15 protein-coding genes, 1 tRNA gene and 1 rRNA gene are annotated in these 18527 nt (G+C 67.3%); 8 read left to right on the top strand and 9 right to left on the bottom strand.

The features are described from left to right. The 3 genes from ACXYMR_RS10980 to ACXYMR_RS10990 form a co-directional block, all read right to left on the bottom strand. Positions 1-150, bottom strand: a 16S ribosomal RNA gene (locus ACXYMR_RS10980); the annotation flags it as partial. A 719-nt stretch (positions 151-869) separates the two neighbouring features. Continuing rightward, a complete protein-coding gene (locus ACXYMR_RS10985; RefSeq protein WP_458942916.1) occupies positions 870-1298 on the bottom strand; it encodes a CBS domain-containing protein in 429 nt (142 codons plus the stop codon). A gap of 73 nt (positions 1299-1371) precedes the next feature. Further along, positions 1372-2034: a rhomboid family intramembrane serine protease gene (locus ACXYMR_RS10990; protein WP_458942917.1), complete on the bottom strand. Its 663-nt coding sequence runs from the start codon at positions 2032-2034 to the stop codon at positions 1372-1374. Between the two features lie 164 nt (positions 2035-2198). Between ACXYMR_RS10990 and hfaA the strand changes: the two genes are divergently transcribed. The 4 genes from hfaA to ACXYMR_RS11010 all read left to right on the top strand — a co-directional run bounded on the left by hfaA (position 2199) and on the right by ACXYMR_RS11010 (position 6463). Beyond that, positions 2199-2627 carry a holdfast anchoring protein HfaA gene (gene hfaA, locus ACXYMR_RS10995; RefSeq protein ID WP_458942918.1) on the top strand — a complete coding sequence of 143 codons (429 nt, stop codon included), beginning with the start codon at positions 2199-2201 and terminating at the stop codon, positions 2625-2627. Then, positions 2614-3615 carry a holdfast anchoring protein HfaB gene (gene hfaB / locus ACXYMR_RS11000; RefSeq protein WP_458942919.1) on the top strand — a complete coding sequence of 334 codons (1002 nt, stop codon included), beginning with the start codon at positions 2614-2616 and terminating at the stop codon, positions 3613-3615. Before hfaA ends, hfaB begins: the two co-directional genes overlap by 14 nt. Further along, complete coding sequence (gene hfaD / locus ACXYMR_RS11005; protein WP_458942920.1) at positions 3581-4762, top strand: holdfast anchor protein HfaD; 1182 nt, start codon at positions 3581-3583, stop codon at positions 4760-4762. The genes hfaB and hfaD overlap by 35 nt, the downstream gene beginning before the upstream one ends. 1287 nt (positions 4763-6049) lie before the next feature. Then, positions 6050-6463 carry a DUF6491 family protein gene (locus ACXYMR_RS11010; protein ID WP_458942921.1) on the top strand — a complete coding sequence of 138 codons (414 nt, stop codon included), beginning with the start codon at positions 6050-6052 and terminating at the stop codon, positions 6461-6463. Positions 6464-6484: 21 nt separating this feature from the next. On the opposite strand, the gene ACXYMR_RS11015 is transcribed toward ACXYMR_RS11010, so the two are convergent. The 3 genes from ACXYMR_RS11015 to ACXYMR_RS11025 form a co-directional block, all read right to left on the bottom strand. After that, positions 6485-7816 carry an ABC1 kinase family protein gene (locus ACXYMR_RS11015; protein WP_458942922.1) on the bottom strand — a complete coding sequence of 444 codons (1332 nt, stop codon included), beginning with the start codon at positions 7814-7816 and terminating at the stop codon, positions 6485-6487. A gap of 123 nt (positions 7817-7939) precedes the next feature. Continuing rightward, positions 7940-8016, bottom strand: a tRNA-His gene (locus ACXYMR_RS11020). Positions 8017-8166: 150 nt separating this feature from the next. Beyond that, positions 8167-8958 carry a M48 family metallopeptidase gene (locus tag ACXYMR_RS11025; RefSeq protein ID WP_458942923.1) on the bottom strand — a complete coding sequence of 264 codons (792 nt, stop codon included), beginning with the start codon at positions 8956-8958 and terminating at the stop codon, positions 8167-8169. Positions 8959-9080: 122 nt separating this feature from the next. On the opposite strand from ACXYMR_RS11025, the gene ACXYMR_RS11030 reads away from it, so the two are divergent. From ACXYMR_RS11030 to ACXYMR_RS11045, 4 genes are all read left to right on the top strand, one after another. Then, positions 9081-11240, top strand: a complete 2160-nt coding sequence (locus ACXYMR_RS11030) for an AsmA family protein (protein ID WP_458942924.1) — start codon at positions 9081-9083, stop codon at positions 11238-11240. 92 nt (positions 11241-11332) lie between these two features. Continuing rightward, positions 11333-12499, top strand: coding sequence for a beta/gamma crystallin-related protein (locus ACXYMR_RS11035; protein WP_458942925.1), 1167 nt, complete (start codon positions 11333-11335; stop codon positions 12497-12499). Positions 12500-12644: 145 nt separating this feature from the next. Next, the gene (phhA, locus tag ACXYMR_RS11040) at positions 12645-13526 is read left to right on the top strand and encodes a phenylalanine 4-monooxygenase (protein ID WP_458942926.1); all 882 of its coding nucleotides are present in this window, start codon (positions 12645-12647) and stop codon (positions 13524-13526) included. Between the two features lie 109 nt (positions 13527-13635). Next, positions 13636-15186, top strand: a complete 1551-nt coding sequence (locus tag ACXYMR_RS11045; RefSeq protein ID WP_458942927.1) for a hypothetical protein — start codon at positions 13636-13638, stop codon at positions 15184-15186. 29 nt (positions 15187-15215) lie between these two features. Here ACXYMR_RS11045 and ACXYMR_RS11050 read toward each other — a convergent pair whose 3' ends face one another. The 3 genes from ACXYMR_RS11050 to astD all read right to left on the bottom strand — a co-directional run bounded on the left by ACXYMR_RS11050 (position 15216) and on the right by astD (position 18525). Continuing rightward, entirely contained in the window at positions 15216-15650 is a 435-nt protein-coding gene (locus tag ACXYMR_RS11050) for a response regulator (RefSeq protein ID WP_458942928.1), read from the bottom strand. Between the two features lie 83 nt (positions 15651-15733). After that, complete coding sequence (gene astB, locus ACXYMR_RS11055; protein WP_458943218.1) at positions 15734-17077, bottom strand: N-succinylarginine dihydrolase; 1344 nt, start codon at positions 17075-17077, stop codon at positions 15734-15736. Further along, positions 17077-18525: a succinylglutamate-semialdehyde dehydrogenase gene (gene astD, locus ACXYMR_RS11060; RefSeq protein ID WP_458942929.1), complete on the bottom strand. Its 1449-nt coding sequence runs from the start codon at positions 18523-18525 to the stop codon at positions 17077-17079. The genes astB and astD overlap by 1 nt, the downstream gene beginning before the upstream one ends. Positions 18526-18527 lie beyond the last annotated feature (2 nt).

The raw sequence follows: 18527 nt of genomic DNA on the forward strand, positions 1-18527 counted from the left end.
ACCCAGTTTCCCGGGGCTATTCCAAACCGAAAGGTACGTTCCCACGCGTTACTCACCCGTCTGCCGCTCCCTGCAAGCAGGGCGCTCGACTTGCATGTGTTAAGCCTGCCGCCAGCGTTCGTTCTGAGCCAGAATCAAACTCTCAGGTTGAGGTTCGATCCCGACGCGCTTGGCATTATCAAAGTTCAACGGGATTGTGGCATCGCCTCGGGCAAGCCCGAAACGACACTCAATCGTCGTAGAAAAACGCTTCAGCGTATCGGTATCCATGGTGGTCTGACCCACCGCAGAACACCGCCGCCTGCGTTTCTCTTTCCAAACCAACAATGTCAAAGAGCCGAACAACTGACGACCAGGGCCGCCGGACAGTCCGTGCCGCGCCGATGTCCGAAGACCCCGTTGCGGCGGGAGGCGCTATCTAGAGCCACCCGATTTTGAAGTCAACCGCGTCTCCCAGTCTTTTCTGCAGCGCCGAAGCAGCCGATGAAAATTCCGGAAGACCGTCGCCTTCCCCCTCGAAACCCAGACCCCGTCACCGGCGCCCCTCTCCAAGGGAGGGCGGGGTTTAAGCCGCCCAGTTCGCTAGGTCAATCACCTTTTCCAGATCATCTGCAGTCGCCTTGGTGCCAATCAGTAACTGGCAAAAAATCGACTTTCCGGCCCACCTTTCGGACGAACCGGCCTGACCCTGAAACGGTGACAAGACCTCGCATGATATAGGACCGGCGCGACATCGCAAGGAAAATCCGCTGCGGCAGCGCCGGTGTGAGCGGGGTTCTACAGGATCGCCTGAGCGGCGCAACCCCGCCCTGCACAAATTGCTGCAGCGCTCTGCAGCGCCGCCTTGCCGGTGCCCGTGGGGGCAGGTCTCAGGAGCTGATATAGGCCTGCAGCGCCGCCGTCTCGGCCTCCATGTCGGCGATCTTGGCCTTGACCACATCGCCGATGGATACCAGGCCGACCATGTTGCCATCCTCGAGGATGGGGACCTGGCGCACCCGGCGCTCGGTCATCAGCACCATGAGATCGTCGAGGCCGGTATCGCGCCCGGCGGTGACAAAGGCCCGGGCCGGCACCTGGGACACCGGGCGCTCGAGCACACCGGCGCCGCCGAGGGCGAGCTCACGCAGGATATCGCGCTCGGCCAGCACGCCGACCTCCCGGTCCTGTCCGTCGCGGATCACCAGGGCGCCGATGCCATGGGCATCGAGCAGCCGCACCGCGTCGCCAAGGCTGGCATCCTCGTTGATGCACACCACATCCCGGCCCTTTTGCCGCAAGATTGTCTCAACATTCATCGCCTGCCTCCTCATGCTCGGCCCCGAACCGGATCAGCATAGCACGGCGCGGCGGCGCGGTCGCGCCCAGCGCCTAAAGCGGGGGGCGGCCCCGGTATCGGCCCAGTCCGACAAGGAAGACCGGCGTCAGCACCACCCCGGCCAGCGTGCCGCCGATATGGGCCGCCCAGCCGACCGGAATCGGCAAGACATAGCCGGTCAGGGCGATCAGCAGGTTGAGCGCGATCCACGGCAGCGCCAGGCGGGCCATGCCGCGCCAGCCGCCAGTCACCCAGCCGGCCGCCGCCAGCAATCCGGAAACGCCTGAGGAGGCGCCGCCCATCAGGGTCGGCTCGCTCACCGGCACCATGATCTGGGCCAGACCTCCGAGGGCGGACGCGGCGAGGAAGAAGACCAGGAAGGCCGCGCTGCCGGCGGGACCGCAACCGAAGGCGGCCCCAACCGGTCGGCCGGCGCCGATCAGCACGGCCAGGTTCATGGCGATGTGCAGCCCGCCGAAATGCACGAGCACGTGAAGGAAGAAGGGCGCCAGCGGTCCGAGGGGCTGCACCGGGCGGGCCATGCCGTCGGGCACCGCGACGACCACACTGGCAGCGCGCAAGCCTGCCTCGAAGGAGGGCACCAGCGCGGCCAGCAGGCCGGCCCCGGCGACCAGCCCCGCGAGGAGCAGGACGGCGGGCGGCATGGCATTGAATACTGGCGGTGAAATGCGGGCGTCCCGCTCCGGCACACTCATCTGGCACTCCCCTGCCCCATGCTGGCCCAAGCGTTTGCCTGCAACCGCTTCCCTCGCGTTTTCCCCCAGCAGGGGAAGACAATCCGCACCCTTCCCCCTTTGGCATGCCGGTTGCACGACAGGGGCCGGACAACAGATCGGACAAGGGACACGAAGAGATGACAATGCGCAAGCTTCCCATCGCCTTCACGGCACTGACCGCGCTGACAGCGGCGAGCGCCGGCGGCGCCCTCGGCCAGTCCGTGTCCACCCCGGCCCAGTGGGAACGCCCCTATGGCGTGGCCCCGGGCCAGGAGAACAAGGCCTGGTCGGGAGCCAGCGCGAGTGCCGGTGCGGCGTCGCGCTCGCAGGCCGGCAACCGGGTCATCATCGACGGTATCATCCAGACCGGTGTCGGCGTGTCGACCCAGACCGGCCTGTTCGGCGGCGGCGGGGTCGGCTCGAATGCCACCGCCATCGGCAACCAGCTGAACGTCAATGTCACCGGGCGCTACAACACGGTGATCGTCAATTCGACCCAGACCAATAATGGCGACATCAACGCCAGCGCCAATGCCAACGGCAATGTGAGTACAGCAAATGACCAAGACTAAGATCCTCCTCGCCTCGGTCGCCGGTGCCCTCGCCCTGACCGGTTGTGCCAGCACCAACAATGCCGGCGGTTCGGACGGCCTGTACGCGACGCCGATCGGCGGCGCTCCGGTGACCGCCAATCCGACGCCGTATTCGGAGGCGCTCGTCTGCCTGGCGGAATACGCCCGCATGAACGATCTGCGCTCGCCGCGCATCGCCGTCGGCCGGCTCACCGACTATACCGGCCGGGCTTCGCTGGAAGGCGGCGCGGCGGTTACCCAGGGCGCCTCCCTGATGGCCATCTCGGCGTTTTCCAAGGCCGGCATCCGCCTGGTCGAGCGCTTCGACACCTCGGTGTCGGAACTGGAATTGCGCTATGCCAACAACTCGCTGATCCGCGACGGTGACGGCAGCCAGCGCCAGATCCATGCGGCTTCCCTGCCCGGCTCGGACTTCCACCTGGTCGGCGGCATCACCGAGCTCAACTACAACATCCGCTCCAACGGCGTCGACGTGATGGGCGGCGACCGCATCGACAGCGACCCGACCGGCCTGTTCAACCGCCGGTCCTGGGTGATGAATATCGGCCTCGACCTGCGCCTCAATGATACGCGCACCATGGAGACGGTCGATGTCATCTCCTACCAGAAGCAGATTATCGGCCGCGAGATTTCCGCCGGCGTATTCGCCTTCTTCGGCGATGCCGTGGTCGACGTGTCGGCCGGTGGCCGCTCGCTCGAGCCGGTCCAGCTGGCCGTGCGCTCGGTGATCGAGCGCGCCGTGCTGGAAGTGTCGGCCACCCTGTACGGCGTCGACCCGACCGTGGCCTGCGAATATGCCGATCCGATCGGTGGCGGCATCACCTCCAACATCACCGGCGGCATCGATGCCGCCACGCCATATGGCTCCCGGGAGACCTCCAATGTGCAAGCTCGTGTCAGCGTCGATCGCGGCCATCAGCATCGCGACCAGTATGTCCGCACCCACCTTCGCGGACGATACGAATGAGATCCTGAACGGCCAGATCAATCTCGACGCGGCGATCAGCGTGGTCGCCGAGGGTGAGGCGGACACGGCGCACACGGCGACGATGACCGGTATTGCCAGTGCCAATGCGCTGACCGTCGATGTCGTCGAACGCCACGACCTGGCCTCCGACCAGGTGTTTTCCGGCAATGTCTCGAGCCGCGCCCATACCCGTGTGAATGAAGTTGACGCCACGGCCCTGACCACGGCCTCCGCGACCGGCAATGCCGTCACGGCCATTCACGACAACGGCATGGATGCGACGGTCAGCCAGAGCGCCCTGGACGGCTCGACGGTGAGCGCGCAAGCCCAACTCGACATCTCCTCCTATGCCATGACCTCGGTCACTTCGGCGACGGCGGCGGCCAATGCCTACCAGTCGACCAGTTACGGGTCCGACAGCCGGCACACCCTGCGGCAGGATTCCGGAGCCGAGGTGACGGCGGACGGCTATGTGCTGGCGCCGACCGGCGGGCTCGGCAATGCGGCCACCATACTGGGCGCCGCAAACGGCAATTCCGCCCAGGTCGAAGGCTATTATCTCGGACCCTCGCAAACCGTGGATGTCGACCAGGACAATCGCGGCGATGTCACCGGACGGGCCCGCACCGAGGCCGGCGGCGGCGCCGTGTCGACCCAGCTGATCGCCTCGGCCAACGGCAATTCGGTATGGATGCAGAACGAGAACGGCTATGCCCGCATCCAGGGCGAACAGGACAATAACGGCACCGTGACGGCGGAAACCGAGGCCGAGATCGGCAATTTCGATATCGACCTGGTCAGCGCCTCGGCGGAAGGCGTCGGCAATTCGGCCATCCTGTCCAATATCGGCTCGGACGCCTTCATGGGCCTCGACCAGACCAATGCGGGCGCTGTCATCGCGCGCTCGAGCTTTGACGGCGGGGCTAGCGGCTCGGCCCTGGTCTCGGCCACCGCCTTCGGCAATGCGGCGACCAGCTATGTCTGTGCCGATTGCCCGGTGACCAATTATGGTGACATGAACCAGCTTAACTCGGCCAGCGTGTCGTCCTTCGTCACCGGCCGGACAGAGAGCGGCCTGCTGTCCGGTACCGCCACCGCGATCGGCAATTCGGCGACTTTCCAGACCGTCAACCCGCACGGCGGGTAGACCCTGCACTCTCCGGGGGGAGAGGGAGCCCTGGTGCCGGCGTGTTGTGCCGCACCGGGGCTTTTCTTTTTTTGGGCAGGGGAATGCGGAACGAGGCGGAGTGACGTCCTTGCCGGGCTCGCGCCCGGCAACCCCTCCCCCACTTCGTGGGTCCCCCTTCCCGCGAGGCGGGGAAGAAAGGCTGTGGCGCCGGCCGTTTCGTCGAAAGAGCGGGCCATCGCGCCCGCACTCCCCCATTCATCGCTCGCCGAGAGTTCGCCTCGGACGGTCCATTGTGTCAAGGGTTTCAACCGCGTAGCGGCGCTGCGCGCCCTTGACACAATGGACCGTCCGAGGCCCGCTGGCTGACATGCGATCAATGGATGATCCCGACGCTGCGGCGTCGCCGATCGGAAAGACGGGTCTCCTTTTCTCCAGCAGCAAATCCGCCATGGCGGCCATCGCCTGGCGATACGGGAGGGAACGGGGCGGCGGGACGAACCTGCCGAAATTTCTAAACAAGGGTTCATCACGCCACCCCGTTCGCGGAGATTTGGGCCAGGCCTCGCGGCACCGGATTCCAGACCGGTCGGTAGCGACGATCCATGATTAGTGTCGCCGCGACCTCCCGGTAGCCCCGCCAGCGTTCCGACTGGTCACAGCCGGCACCCGGACGGGCTCCGCCCGCTCCACGACCACAGATGACCAGGCCTGCGCCTCCCGTGCCGTGAAGCCGGGGGAAGTGTCCCATGGGCCAGAGGGGGTGGGGATGAAAACGGGCGGAAAAAAGTGACGTCCTCTGATTTCATTGAGGAAACCGCCACGGACGGTCGCGAAAAGTGCGGAGAAAAAAATTTCATGACCCGCCGCCGCCCGGCTGTCGCCGGGCTATGGCGGGGCAGGCCCTCCTCCCTCTCCCGGGGGAGTGTATGGACCGGGGAGAGGCTCAGGGTGAGGGGCGGCCGCGCCAGCGGCCCACCAAGGACTCTTACTTGGCGCCGCTGCCGCGGCGCGCCCCTCACCCCCCCTTCGGGGACCTTCTCCCCGGTCGGGGAGAAGGGGTGCTGTGGGGCCGCGTGTGACTCATCGCTTCTGCCCCCGCGCCAGCGGGGGAAGTGGGTCGCCGCAGGCGGGTCGAAGGGGGCGCGACCGACAGGCCACGAGGGGACGGAGCTCCCGTTTTCGACAGGCCCGCGCCTGTCACCCCCTCCCCGCAAGCGGGGAAAAAGCTCACGCAGGGTTAACTTGACCTGTCTGCGGCGGCTTCGCATCCTGAGGCGCGAGGGACATTCCATCGAGGAGCCTGCCATGCCCCGTCATCTGACAGCTATCGCCGCGGCCGCCACCTGCCTGGCCGCCGGCCTCACCCTCGCCGCGCCGGCGGCGGCGCAATCGATCCGGCTGGTCAATGTCAATGGTTACAACGTGCTGGACCGTGAACACCTGGTGCTCAATGGCGGCGCCAGCCGGCATTACCTGGTCACCCTGCGCCGGTCCTGCTTCGGGCTCAATCACGGCGTCCGGGTCGGCCTGTCCTTCCCGGCCACCACCACGCTGCACTCGCCCCACATGGAATACGTCACCGTGGCTGACGGTCCGCACGACCAGCGCTGCTACATCGACACCATTGAACAGGTCGAGGACATCGAGACAGCCCGACTGCTGGTGGAAGAACGCGCGCAGGCAAAATTGCGTGCGGAACAGGCCGGCGAGAGCCGGTAGGCGCTCGCGCACCGTCGCATGCTAGCCGATCTGCAGGTGACGCCGTGCCAGCGCGCGGATGTCGACGCGCGCCCCCAAGCGGCGAGCCAGCAGATACAGACCGCCGAACTTGCGGTGCAGGTAGAGCACGTCGATCGGCGGCACTTCACGATAGCCGGCCTGCAGTCCCAGCTCCATGCCCTGGTCGCGCAGCCGCGCCACGAGGTCCGAGGTGGCGAAGTCGAAACCATCCGGCGCGCGCAACGGTTCGCAGGCAGCGTTGAGGGCGGGGACGAGAAGGTCGACCTGCCGGGCCGGCGTGTCGGTATTGATGTATCCGATCTGTTCGGCCGCATCGCGCAGGCCGGCCAGATCGCCTGTCGCGCCCGCCCGCAGCAGGGCGCGGTATCCGTCGGCAAGGCGGGGCGGTATCGGGCGCACGGCTCCGAAGTCGAGCAGGACGAGACGCTCGCCCTCCGGGTCGAACCGGTAATTGGCCAGATTGGGATCGGATTGCATGCGGCCGAACTCGAAGACTTCCCGGAACAAAAGCTCGAACAGACGAGTGACGGTTCGGTCGCGCAGCGCGGCGGGAGCGTTTTCGAGGCTTTCCAGCGGCACCGATGACAAGAAGTCCATGGCCAGGACATCGGCCGTAGTGCGCAGGCGGTCGACGGTCGGCAGGCGAAAGGCCGGCGCATCGCCGAGCAGGGCGTTGAAGTCGTCGAGCGCCCGCGCCTCGGCAAGATAATCGGCCTCCGCGTGCAGCTGCTGCTTGGCCTCGGTCAACAGGCTGCGCAAATCAAAACCCGGCGGCATGAGAGCGGACAGGCGAAGCAGGGTGCCGACATTGTCGACATCGCTGTCGATACTGTCGCGCACGCCGGGGAACTGGACCTTGATGGCGAGATCCCGCCCGTCCGGCGTACGGGCGCGGTGGACCTGGCCAATCGAGGCGGCGGCCAGCGGGCGCACGTCGAAGCGGGCAAATCGCCCGTACCAGCCCTGGCCCCAGGCGGCGTCGAGCACGCTGCGCAGCTGGCGCGGCGGCATCGGATGGGCATCGGCGCGCAGTCGGGCGAATATGGCGGCGAACTCCGGCGGCAGGAGATCACCGGCATCCATGGAGATCAGCTGGCCCAGCTTCATCGCCGCACCGCGCATGCGCGACAGCTCGCGGGTCAGCTTGAGGGCATTGTCCGGGGTCAGCGCCAGGGCCCGCAGATCGGCAGTCTTGCCGGCCACCGCCGCCTTCACGCCGCTGCCGAGCACACCGAGCCCGATCCCGGATGCCACCGCGCCCAGCCGCGCCGCGCGGCCGAAACGACCCCGCGGCACCGCCAAGCCGTTCTCATCCCTGCCCTGACGCGCCATGTGCGGCCTCCAGACTGTGTATCGGGAGAGCTAGACCGGACAACGGGGTGGGCAAGCCGGCGGCCGCGGCGAGGGATGCGACATAATGTGCGGGAACAGCGACGCCGGGACCGGTCGGGGAAATGGTACCGCCTTCTGGAATCGAACCAGAGACCTCTAGATCCACAATCTAGCGCTCTAACCAACTGAGCTAAGGCGGCACGCGTCTCGCGGCCCCGGACGTGCGGGGCTTGAGGCGGCGGAAACTAGCGCCGGGGGCGGGGTTAGGCAACCGCATTGTCAGGCGATTTGCACACGTGCCGCGAGGCACGGCGCGCGACCCTCCCGGGGGCGCTGCACGCCCTGTCCGCTCAGCCCAGGCCGCGGGCGCTGATGTATTGCCGCATGGCGGCGATGCGGCTGTCATTGGACGGATGGGTGGACATGAATTCCGCCGTGTGGCCCTGGCTCATGGCCTCCATGGCGACCCAGAAATCCAGAGCTTGGCGGGCCTCGTAACCGGCCCCGGCCATGTAGTCGACGCCGAGCCGGTCGGCCTCGTACTCGTGCTCGCGCGAATAGGGCAGGATGACGCCGAGAGTGACGCCCATGCCGAGGGCAGCGGCGATCTGGCGGTCATACTGGATATTGCGGCTGCCCAGCGCCGAGGACACCAGGCCGAGGCCGAGCTGCGCCGCCATCTGCTGGCTGGCCCGTTCGGCGGAGTGACGGGCAGCGACATGGCCGACCTCGTGACCCATCACCGTGGCGATGTGGTCGTCGGTTTCCATGATGTCGAGAATGCCCTTGTAGAAGCCGACCTTGCCATTGGGCAGGACGAAGGCGTTGACCGTGTCATCGTCGAACACCACGAATTCCCAGTCGCGGTCGGTCTGGCCGCTGGCGCCGACCACGCGCGCGCCGACGCGCTCGAGGCGGCGCGTATAGGACGGATCGCGCAATACCCGCTCCTGGCGCAAGCTGTCGCGCCAGGCCTGGTCGGAGAGCTGCATCAATTGCTGGTCGGAAATCAGCATCAGCTGGCTGCGCCCGAGCGCGTCGTTCTGGGCGCAGCCGCCCAGCAGCGGCAGCGCCGTGCCGGCGGCCAGGCCCATGATCAGTTCACGGCGACGCATCAGCGGGGTGACCGTTGGGGCTGACATGGCGTATCTCCTTAAAAACGGGTCGGAAAAGTCTAGCGCAGGACGGGATCATTCTCGACTCCCAAGTCGTTAACGACAAGTATGTCGGTCGAGTTCCGCGCCTGCAGGAGAGTCCAACCGTCATGTTCCGCTTTCTACTGATCGTCTTGCTGGTTGTGGCCGGCCTTGCCGGCATCCTGGTCTGGGCCCCGCAATGGGTGCCGGACAGTCTCTATCGCGACCGCCTGGAAGCCGCCGCCGAAGGCGTGCTGCACCGCGATGTCGAGCTTGACGGTCCGCTCAGCTTCCGCCTCGTGCCGCGCGTCGAGTTCACGGCCCGCGACGTGACCATCGCCAATGCGACCGGGTATGGCGAGACGCCGCTGGCAAGAATGGCGGAAATGCGCGTGGTCACCGGTCTCGGTGCCATCCTCGACCGCGAGATCGACATCCACGAATTCATCCTGGTGGAACCGGTGATCGCGCTGGAGCAACGCCGGGACGGCAATAACTGGACCTTCCGGCCGGATGGCGAAGGCCCTGCCCCGGCAGCCGATTCCGATGGCGGTTTCCGGCGCCAGCCGGGCGCCCTGCCGATCGATGCGCGTTTCGCCGATCTGCGCATCGTCGACGGCCAGGTGCGGTTCACCGATGCCAGCGGCACCGACACGCTGGACGGGCTCGACCTGGTGATCAACCTGCCCGGGCTCGACGAGGAAGCCGCCATCGAGGGCGGCGTCACCGCCAATGGCGAAGCGCTGGCCTTCGCCGCCCGGATCGGCTCGCTGCGCGACTTCTTCGAGGGTCGCGAAACCGCGGTCCGCGTGGATTTCGAGGGAGACCTGGCGCAGGCGCGCTTTGACGGCCACGTCCTCGAGAGCGCCGATATCCGCTATGCCGGTGACATCGAGGCGGACATAGCATCGCTCACCGCCCTCGCCCGGTTTGCCGGCACCCCGCCGGCCGAGCCGCTGCCAGTCGACCGGTTCAGCGCCAGCGGTGTCCTGAGCGGGCAGCCGGGACGCCTGCAGCTGGACAATGCGCGCCTGACCCTGGATGAGCTCGCGGCGCGCGGCGCGCTGGGCCTGGCGACCGGAGGCGCCCGGCCGGCGGTGTCCGGAACGCTGGCCATGGACCGGCTCGACCTCGATCCCTTCCTGCCGGCCGAGGCGGCGGGCTCGGCCCGCCCCGGGCTGGAGCCCTGGAGTGATAGCCCGCTGAACATGGACTTCATGGGCCTGCTCGACGCCGATCTTGAGCTGGCCGTCACCACGCTGACCTATCGCGACCTCGAATTCGGCGATGTCGCCTTGGACGTGCAGCTCAGCGACCGGCGCCTGCTCGCCGATCTCGACCGCTTTGCCCTGTATGATGGTGAAGGCCAGGCGCGCCTGGTCGCCAATGCCCGCACCGCCATGCCGAGCTTCTCGCTCAATGCCCGGCTCGACGGACTGGACACGCGGCGCTTCCTAGTCGCGGCGGCCGATCTGGACCGGCTGGCCGGCACCGGACGGCTCGAGCTCGATGTCAGCACCGAGGGCAACAGCCAGCGCGCGCTGATGCAGGGGCTGGACGGGCGCGGTCGCCTCGATGTGGCGGACGGCGCACTGATCGGGCTCAATATCGCCGAAACCATCCGCAATGTCGGCGGCGTGCTGCAGGCGACCGGCCTGCCGCAGACCATTGCGCCGGGGCTGCGCCTTCCGGGCGGCACGCCGGCGGGCGAGACCGATACCGCCGAACCGGTCGAGTCCGGGGCCGACAGCCAGACGGATTTCTCCTCGCTGGGGGCCAGCCTGGCCATCCGCAACGGCGTTATCAGCAATGACGACCTGCTCATGCTCAGCCCGCTGCTGCGGGTCACCGGATCGGGCCAGATCGACCTGCCGCAACAGAGTATGGACTACCGGCTGCAGCCGCGCGCCGTGGCCAGCCTGCAGGGCCAGGGCGGCGCCACCGACCTGCGCGGCATCACCGTGCCGATCCGGGTCTCCGGCGCCATCAATGCGCCGCGTATCGGCGTCGACACCCAGGCCGTGATCCAGGCGCTGGTGCGCGGCGCGCTCAATAGCGGGCTCGGCGGCGAAGCCGGTCGCACACCGGAAGAAGCCGTGCGCGACACGGTGCTGGACGCCATCGGCCTGGGCCGGCGTCCGGAGGGCGAGCCGGACAGCCGGACCGATACCGAACGCGCCAGCGACTTCCTGCGCTCCATCCTCGGAAACCGAGGTCCGGCGCAGCGCGACGAGCCGGCCGAGACACCGCCGGCGGACGAGGATACCGGAGATACCAATCCGCAATAGCCGGCCATGAATGCCGGGTGAATGTGAAGCGCCGCGCCGGTTCACAGACGCCGGGCCAGACTGGCCAAGATCAGGAAAGAGGGAGATCGACAATGAAGAGACGAGTATGGGCGGGAGCGCTGGCCCTGGTGGCCGGTGCCATGAGCGCCGGCAGCGCGCTGGCGCAGGAAATCATCCTGTTCGAGCATGCCAACTACCAGGGCCGACAGATCCGTGTCAGCGAGCCGGTCGACAATCTCACGCGGGCCGGGTTCAACGACCTGGCCTCGTCGTTCCGCATCGTCTCGGGCGAATGGGAGGTGTGCCAGCACGACCGCTTCAACGGCACCTGCGAGACGCACGGCTCCGACCAGAGATCGCTCGGGCGGATGAATGACCAGATTACCTCGCTGCGCCCGGTGGTTCCGGCCGGCGCGGGGGGCGGCGAATCGATCACCCTGTATTCCGGCTTCAACTATACCGGTCGCTCGGTGACGCTGCGCGAATCGACGAGCGATTTCTCGCGCATCAGCTTCAACGACCAGGCCCGCTCGGTCCGCCACAGCGGGCGGCGCAGCTGGCGCCTGTGCGACGACGCCAATTTCGGCGGCGCCTGCATGGAGGTCAGTGGTGACATCGCCCAGATCGGCGGCGGCATGGCTGGACGCATCAGCTCGGCGGAACCGGATTTCGACAACCGGCCGGGCTATGGCGGCGGCTCGCGTCCGACGCGCGGCGTCAATCTCTATGATGGTGTCAATTTCACCGGCCAGCGCCTCGAGATCGGCGGCGAGGAGCGCAATCTGAACAGCCGCAGCTTCAATGACCGCGCTGACAGCCTGAGCGTGGCACCGGGCGAGATCTGGTTGGCCTGCGAAGACGCCAATTTCGGCGGACGCTGCGCCGAGATCGAGGGCGAGGTCGCCGACCTGACCCGGCACGGGCTGCGCAATGCCATCTCGTCGATGCGCCGCATTGACGGCAGCTGGGGCGGCCCGACCTATCCCGTCCGCGGCATCGAAGGCGGCGTGCGCGGCGCCGACGCGCTGTTCTTCGGCCGGCCGGAAATCGACGGCTATGCGGTTGATTCCTGCCTGACCGGCTGGGGCGGGCGCTGCGGAGCCGAGGCGGCCGAGGCGATGTGCCAGGCCGAAGGCTTCCGCCAGGCGCGCCACTGGGCCGTCGACCGGTACAGCCGGGCCCGGACCTGGCACCTCACCGACAACCGGGCCTGCACCGGCAATTGCGCCCCGCTCGTCGACGTGCTGTGCACCAACTAGCCACGCGCCACAGGCCGCCTTCCAGCCCGGAAGGCGGCCGTTTGGTGCTGCACTGACCTGCTGCCGGGCATATTTGCCCATTGGGTCGGCCCGGGAAGATGCCTATAATCAGGGTGTGACAGCGAGGCCCGTGGGAGCTCGAAACATGCCTGTGAATGATCCGGTGGTGGCAGAGCAGGAACCTGCCGCCGACTTTACAATCGACCAGAAGTGGGAGCGCTACAGCCGCGAGGAACACGACATCTGGACCACGCTCTACGAGCGCCAGATGGGCGTCCTCAAGGGTCGCGCCGCGCCGGAGCATTTCCGCGGCCTCGAGCAGCTCAACCTCAATGAAGGCGGCATTCCCGACTTCCGCCGGGTCAATGAGAAGCTGGAGAAACTGACCGGCTGGACCGTGGTCACAGTGCCCGGCCTGATTCCCGAGCGCGAATTCTACGAACACCTGGCCAACCGGCGCTTCGTGTCCGGCCGCTTCATCCGCGATGGCGAGAAGCTCGACTACCTGCCCGAGCCGGACATCTTCCACGATGTGTTCGGCCATGTGCCGCTGCTGGCCCAGCCGGTGTTCGCCGACTACATGCAGGCCTATGGACAGGGCGGGCTGCGCTCGCTGGAGTTCGACGCCATCAACTACATGGCGCGGCTGTACTGGTACACGGTGGAGTTCGGCCTCATCAACACGCCGGAAGGCCGGCGCATCTATGGCGCGGGCATTGTCTCGTCCAAGGCCGAATCGATCTTCGCCCTCGAAGCCCGCTCGCCCAACCGCATCCATTTCGACCTCGAACGGGTGATGCGGACCGATTACCGCTATGACGATTTCCAGCAGACCTATTTTGTCATCGACAGTTATGACGAGCTGATGGAAGCCACGGCACAGGATTTCGCACCGCTCTACGAGCGCCTGCCCAAACTGCCGGGCTACAAGGCGTCCGATGTTGCCGATGGGGACAAGGTCTACCAGCGCGGCTCCCAGGAATATGCCCAGGCCGGCGGCCTGCCGCGCGAAGCCGAGCCGGTCTAGGCGTCGACTCGCGACCCTTGCGAAGGCGGATTTTGTGACGCGGTGCAATCGCGCTACCAATGGTGGCACGTGCGCGTACCGAGTGCGGCGCCTGGCATGGGGGAGCGGGATGAACCAGAGCAATGTGGATCGCGCGTGGTGCATGATGCCGGCGCTGGCCGGCGGTCTGGCGATGGTCACGGCGGCCATGGCGACGGCCCAGGTGCCGACCGCTCCCGATACGGATTACGACCCTGACCGCCGGTCGGCTGTCAGCTGGGACGCTCCGCCCTACCAGCAAGGCGCCCCCCGGGACGATCTCGACAATGCAAGAGCCAATGCGGCTGTGGCCATCGTGTCCGGCAACCGGGCCTGCCAGGGAATCCTGGTCCGCAGCGACCTGGTTCTGACCGTCGACCGGGCCTGCGGCTTGTTCCGACCCGGGGCGGCGCAGACGGTTGGACAATGGTCAGGCCTGCGCTCCGACCACCCGGTCGAAGTGAGACTGGGCCGGGATGTCCGCAATCCCCGTGCCGTCGTTCAGGCGACGCACATCAACAGGGCCGGTGTCACAGACCTGGCCTTGCTGGCCCTCGCCGAGCCGATAGCCCCGAACATTGCCCGTCCGCGCGGGGTGCTCACCGAAATGCCAGCCTCGATCGCCGCCTATCCGGGACCGTCCCCGCTGGACGACAGCGCGGCCGCCCAGAGACGGCGTCAGGTCACTGCCGCAGGCGAGCGCCTTACCCCCGCCCAGTCGCGCGCCCGCGACCTCGGCTGGCAAAGTCCCGTGTTCGAAGTGCCCCTGGCACCCGGTGCTGGAATGTTCGGTGCCGGCGCCCGGAGCGCCCAGCGACGCATCACCCGTTTGAACCGGCCGGTCATGGAGTGCGAGAGCGCAGCGGCCGGGCTGCTGTGCGCGACCCACCCCGTCGGCATGGGCCCTGTCGGCGGGGCGGGCGACGCCGGCGCCGCCCTAACCTTCGCGGCCAGCCATGACAATGCCGAGGGCGTGGCGGGGGTGTGGGTCGGCTCCAGTGCACGAGGACCCCAGGATTTCTTCATCCCGACCTGGCTCGACACGCCGCCGAACACGTCCGGTCAGACCCAGCGGGACTGGCTGCAGGCGAACCTCCGGACATCGCTGTGCACCGGTCTCAAGCGCAGCCGACAGGCGGGCAATCGGGGATTTGCCCCGCTGGCCCTGTGGTGGAGCCCCGGTCGAGGGGACAATTTCTCCACCTCCGATCCGCAGTGGGCCGGGTGCCCGGGCGAGCAGCGGGACGGCTATGTGTGGGTCGGCGAGATCGGCGAAGTCTTTCATCCCGCCGCCCAGCCCGGACCGGGTCTGGTCCCGCTCTTCCACTGGTACAGCCCGGGGCGCGGCGACAATTTCCTGACCACGGACCCGCGCTGGGCCGGTGAACGGGGTGACCGCCGGGAGCCCGATTACATCTTTGTCGGCCGCGCCGGCTATATCTACCCGCCTGACCGGCCGGCACCCGCGGGCACGCTCGCGCTGTGGAGCTGGTGGTCGCCTTCGCGCCAGGACAACTACGCCACCACGCTGCCGCAATGGGACCCAAGCTCCGGCACGAGCCGTGCGCCGGACTATCGGTTTTACCGGCTTGAAGGTTACGTGCTGGACCCGGACCGCGCCATTTCGATGGACCTTGAATAGCCAAGGCGGGCAAGCAATGGCTTCTCGGTCTAGCTTGCGCTGACCAGGCGCGTGCGCCCATCCGGCGCAGTGGTTGAGGCCAGTCCCGGTGTCTCGGCAACCACAGCCTCCAGGCGAGCGCGAGTAACCGGCTTGACGATGTAGAAGCTGGCGCCGGCAGCACGGCAGCGCGCTTCCATCTCCGGGTTCTCCGCCCCTGAATAGACGCCAACCGCGCCAACCCCTATCAGCTCGCTCGCCCGCCTTATGAAAGCCACCGGGTCACATCCGGCGAGGCCCAGATCCGTCAGCACGAGCGCCGGCTCGCCCTGGTGTTGCTGCAGATGGGCCAGCGCAGGTTCGGTTTGCGTGAAGGCGTGCATCTGCAGCCCCATGCCCGCGTCCTCGAGGTCGGCCTCGAACAGGAAATGCTCGTCGGGGTCGTCATCGACCAGGATGACCGGGACTTCGGCACTTTGCGTCACATGGCCCTCCCGCGGCTCGACCGTCCCGGCGAGACATAGCTCGCGACCGTCAGGACGGCAATCCGGGGGCCCGCCAAGCAATTTCAACCCCGCTGGAACGGATAGAAATCCCCCGGCAGGCCGAGATGCTGCGTCAGCTCGTCCAATGCTGTGCGTGATTCGGTTAACAAGACCGGGTCTGCCAGATCGTTCGGCTCCATGGCTTCGCGGTAGTGCCGATTGGCCCATCCCATCAGGGTCTCGTAAAGCGTGTCCGTCATCAGCGCTGTCGGGCGAACAGCGGCCAGCTCCTCGTCCGTCAGGACCACGCGCAGGCGCAGGCAGGCCGGACCGCCGCCATTGCGCATCGACTGTCGCACCTCGACGAAATCAACCCGCCCGATCGGCCCGTTTCCGGCCGTCATGGCTTCGCAATAGCGGCCCGTTGACGGCGTCTCGCGGGTTTCGCCCGGGGCCACGAGAACCAGGCGATCCTCTTGCGGCCATTCGAGCAGCTGGGAATTGAAGATGTAGCTGGTGATGGCGTCGCCGATCGGAACTTCACTGAGCGGAACCTCGACGAAGTCCGGCTCAAACAGGCCTTCTGCCGCCTTGCGGATGGCGGCGATGGCGCCCTCGCGGTCCTCGAAGGCCAGCTCGTGGAAAAACAGTGTGGTGCGGGTCCCCACACACACCACGTCATTGTGGAAGGCGCCCGCCTCGATGGCCGCGCGCGATTGGCGCAGGAAGACGGTGCGCTTGGGGTCCAGACCATGCGAGCGGGCCACGGCCTCGCAGGCTTCGCGGGTCTGGCGCGCCGGGAAGGCCCCGCTCCAGGCCTCTTCGGCGGAACGGCCATAGACAAAGATCTCGACGCCCTCCCCGCCCTGCTCGGCACACAGCCGGACATGATTGGCTGCGCCCTCGTCGGCAAAGTCCGGCTGCATGGGAAGCACGTCATGGACCGCGAAACGCTGCTCGTCCGGGAAGGCCCACTGCAGGGCGCGGCGTGTCTGCTCGCCCTCGATGGAGCGGTGCAGCGTGGTCAACAGATTGGCCGGCGTGAAGTGCAGCCGGCCGTCACCCGTGTCGGCGGACGGCGACACCGTGGCGGCATTGGCAGCCCACATCGGTGAAGCCGAGCAGGCCTTGCGCAGCAGACCCGGTGCGCGCTTCCAGGCGGCTTCGATGACGGCCTCATCGGTGCCGGCAAACCCGGCCCGGCGCAGCAGCGGCAGATAGGGGCGCTCGTGCGGCGGCAGCAGGCCCTGCACCAGACCCTGGTCGGCCAGCCGCTTCATCTTTTTCAGCCCCTCGGTCACCGCCTGGCGCGGAGACGATACCAGCCCGGAATTACGGGCACTGGCCAGATTGCCTTCCGACAGGCCGCCATAATTGTGGGTCGGGCCAACCAGACCGTCGAAATTCGCCTCACGCGCCGCCATGATCAGTCCATTCCTTTCACCGCCATGCGCTCCGGCCGGCGCGCCGCCTGGGTGGCGACCGGGTAGGCGCAATAATCGGCTGCATAATAGGCACTGGGACGCAGATTGCCCGACTGGCCCGGCCCGCCGAACGGCATGTTCGACGCGGCGCCACAGGTCGGGCGGTTCCAGTTGACGATGCCGGCGCGGCTTTCCACCCAGAATCGGTCCCAAAGCGCTTCATCATCGGATACGAGGCCGGCGGAAAGCCCGTAGGCGGTGTCATTCGCTGCCTCGATGGCCGCGTCGAAGGAGCCCACCCGTATGACCTGCAGGAAGGGTCCGAAAATTTCCTCGTCGGGCACATCCACGCCGGTCACATCCACCAGGCCCGGCCGGATGAAGGCGGGGCCGAGATCGCTGACCGCTTCGGCCTTGCGGATCACCTTGGCGCCACGCTTGATCAGTTCGTCCTGGGCCGAGAGCACGCCGCTGGCCGCCTGGGCCGACACGAGCGGACCGATGAAGGGTTCCGGATCGCTGTCCCAGCGGCCAATGCTCAGCCGCCCGGCCATATCGGCGATGGCTTCGACCACGGCATCGCCGGCGGCGCCTTCCGGCACGATCAGGCGACGGGCGCAGGAACACCGCTGGCCGGCCGTGATGAAGGCGGAGTGCACGGCAATGCGGGCGGCCGCCTCGGCATCCTCGGCATCCCAGACCACGAGCGGGTTGTTGCCGCCCATCTCCAGGGCCAGCTGGATGCCGGGTCGACCGGCGAAGGCCTTGTGGATGAACTGGCCGGTCGGCCAGGACCCGGTGAAAAGCACACCGTCCAGTTCGCCGTGCTCCAGCGCCGCGGCGCCGGTGTCACGCGCGCCCTGCACCAGGTTGAGAACGCCCTCGGGCAGGCCGGCGGCCTGCCAGGCCTTGGCCATGGCCTCGCCCACGCCCGGAGTGATCTCCGACGGCTTGAACACGATCGTGTTGCCGGCAATCAGCGCCGGGACAATATGGCCGTTAGGCAGGTGACCCGGGAAATTGTACGGACCCAGCACGAACATCACGCCGAGCGGCTTGTGCGCCATGTTGGCCTCGCCGAAGGCGGTCTTGGCCTGCTTGCTGCCGGTCCGGTCGGCATAGGCTTCCAGGGAAATATCGATCTTGCCGATCATGGCCCCGGCTTCCGCCATGCCTTCCCAGCGCGGCTTGCCGGTCTCGCGCGAGATCAGCTCCGCCAGCTCTTCCTTCCTCGCCTCGAGTTCCTTCTTGTAACGCTCGACGATCTTGACCCGATCGGACAGCGGTGCGCGACCCCAGGCCGGAAAGGCCCGGCGGGCTGCGGCAAAGGCCTCATCGACATCGGCCGCACTGGCGGCCCGGCCTTCCCAGACGACCGCATCGATCGCCGGGTTGAGGGATTTGAAGGTATCGCCGGCGCCTTCGCGCCACTTGCCATCAATGAAAAGCATGT

It is taken from the genome of Maricaulis sp. CAU 1757, assembly GCF_054482675.1.

Bases quoted from the DNA above. Each gene is read 5' to 3' on its own strand.
- ACXYMR_RS10985 (WP_458942916.1), bottom strand. From the start codon at position 1,298: ATGAATGTTGAGACAATCTTGCGGCAAAAGGGCCGGGATGTGGTGTGC.
- ACXYMR_RS10990 (WP_458942917.1), bottom strand. From the start codon at position 2,034: ATGAGTGTGCCGGAGCGGGACGCCCGCATTTCACCGCCAGTATTCAAT.
- hfaA (WP_458942918.1), top strand. From the start codon at position 2,199: ATGCGCAAGCTTCCCATCGCCTTCACGGCACTGACCGCGCTGACAGCG.
- hfaB (WP_458942919.1), top strand. From the start codon at position 2,614: ATGACCAAGACTAAGATCCTCCTCGCCTCGGTCGCCGGTGCCCTCGCC.
- hfaD (WP_458942920.1), top strand. From the start codon at position 3,581: ATGTCCGCACCCACCTTCGCGGACGATACGAATGAGATCCTGAACGGC.
- ACXYMR_RS11010 (WP_458942921.1), top strand. From the start codon at position 6,050: ATGCCCCGTCATCTGACAGCTATCGCCGCGGCCGCCACCTGCCTGGCC.
- ACXYMR_RS11015 (WP_458942922.1), bottom strand. From the start codon at position 7,816: ATGGCGCGTCAGGGCAGGGATGAGAACGGCTTGGCGGTGCCGCGGGGT.
- ACXYMR_RS11025 (WP_458942923.1), bottom strand. From the start codon at position 8,958: ATGTCAGCCCCAACGGTCACCCCGCTGATGCGTCGCCGTGAACTGATC.
- ACXYMR_RS11030 (WP_458942924.1), top strand. From the start codon at position 9,081: ATGTTCCGCTTTCTACTGATCGTCTTGCTGGTTGTGGCCGGCCTTGCC.
- ACXYMR_RS11035 (WP_458942925.1), top strand. From the start codon at position 11,333: ATGAAGAGACGAGTATGGGCGGGAGCGCTGGCCCTGGTGGCCGGTGCC.
- phhA (WP_458942926.1), top strand. From the start codon at position 12,645: ATGCCTGTGAATGATCCGGTGGTGGCAGAGCAGGAACCTGCCGCCGAC.
- ACXYMR_RS11045 (WP_458942927.1), top strand. From the start codon at position 13,636: ATGAACCAGAGCAATGTGGATCGCGCGTGGTGCATGATGCCGGCGCTG.
- astD (WP_458942929.1), bottom strand. From the start codon at position 18,525: ATGCTTTTCATTGATGGCAAGTGGCGCGAAGGCGCCGGCGATACCTTC.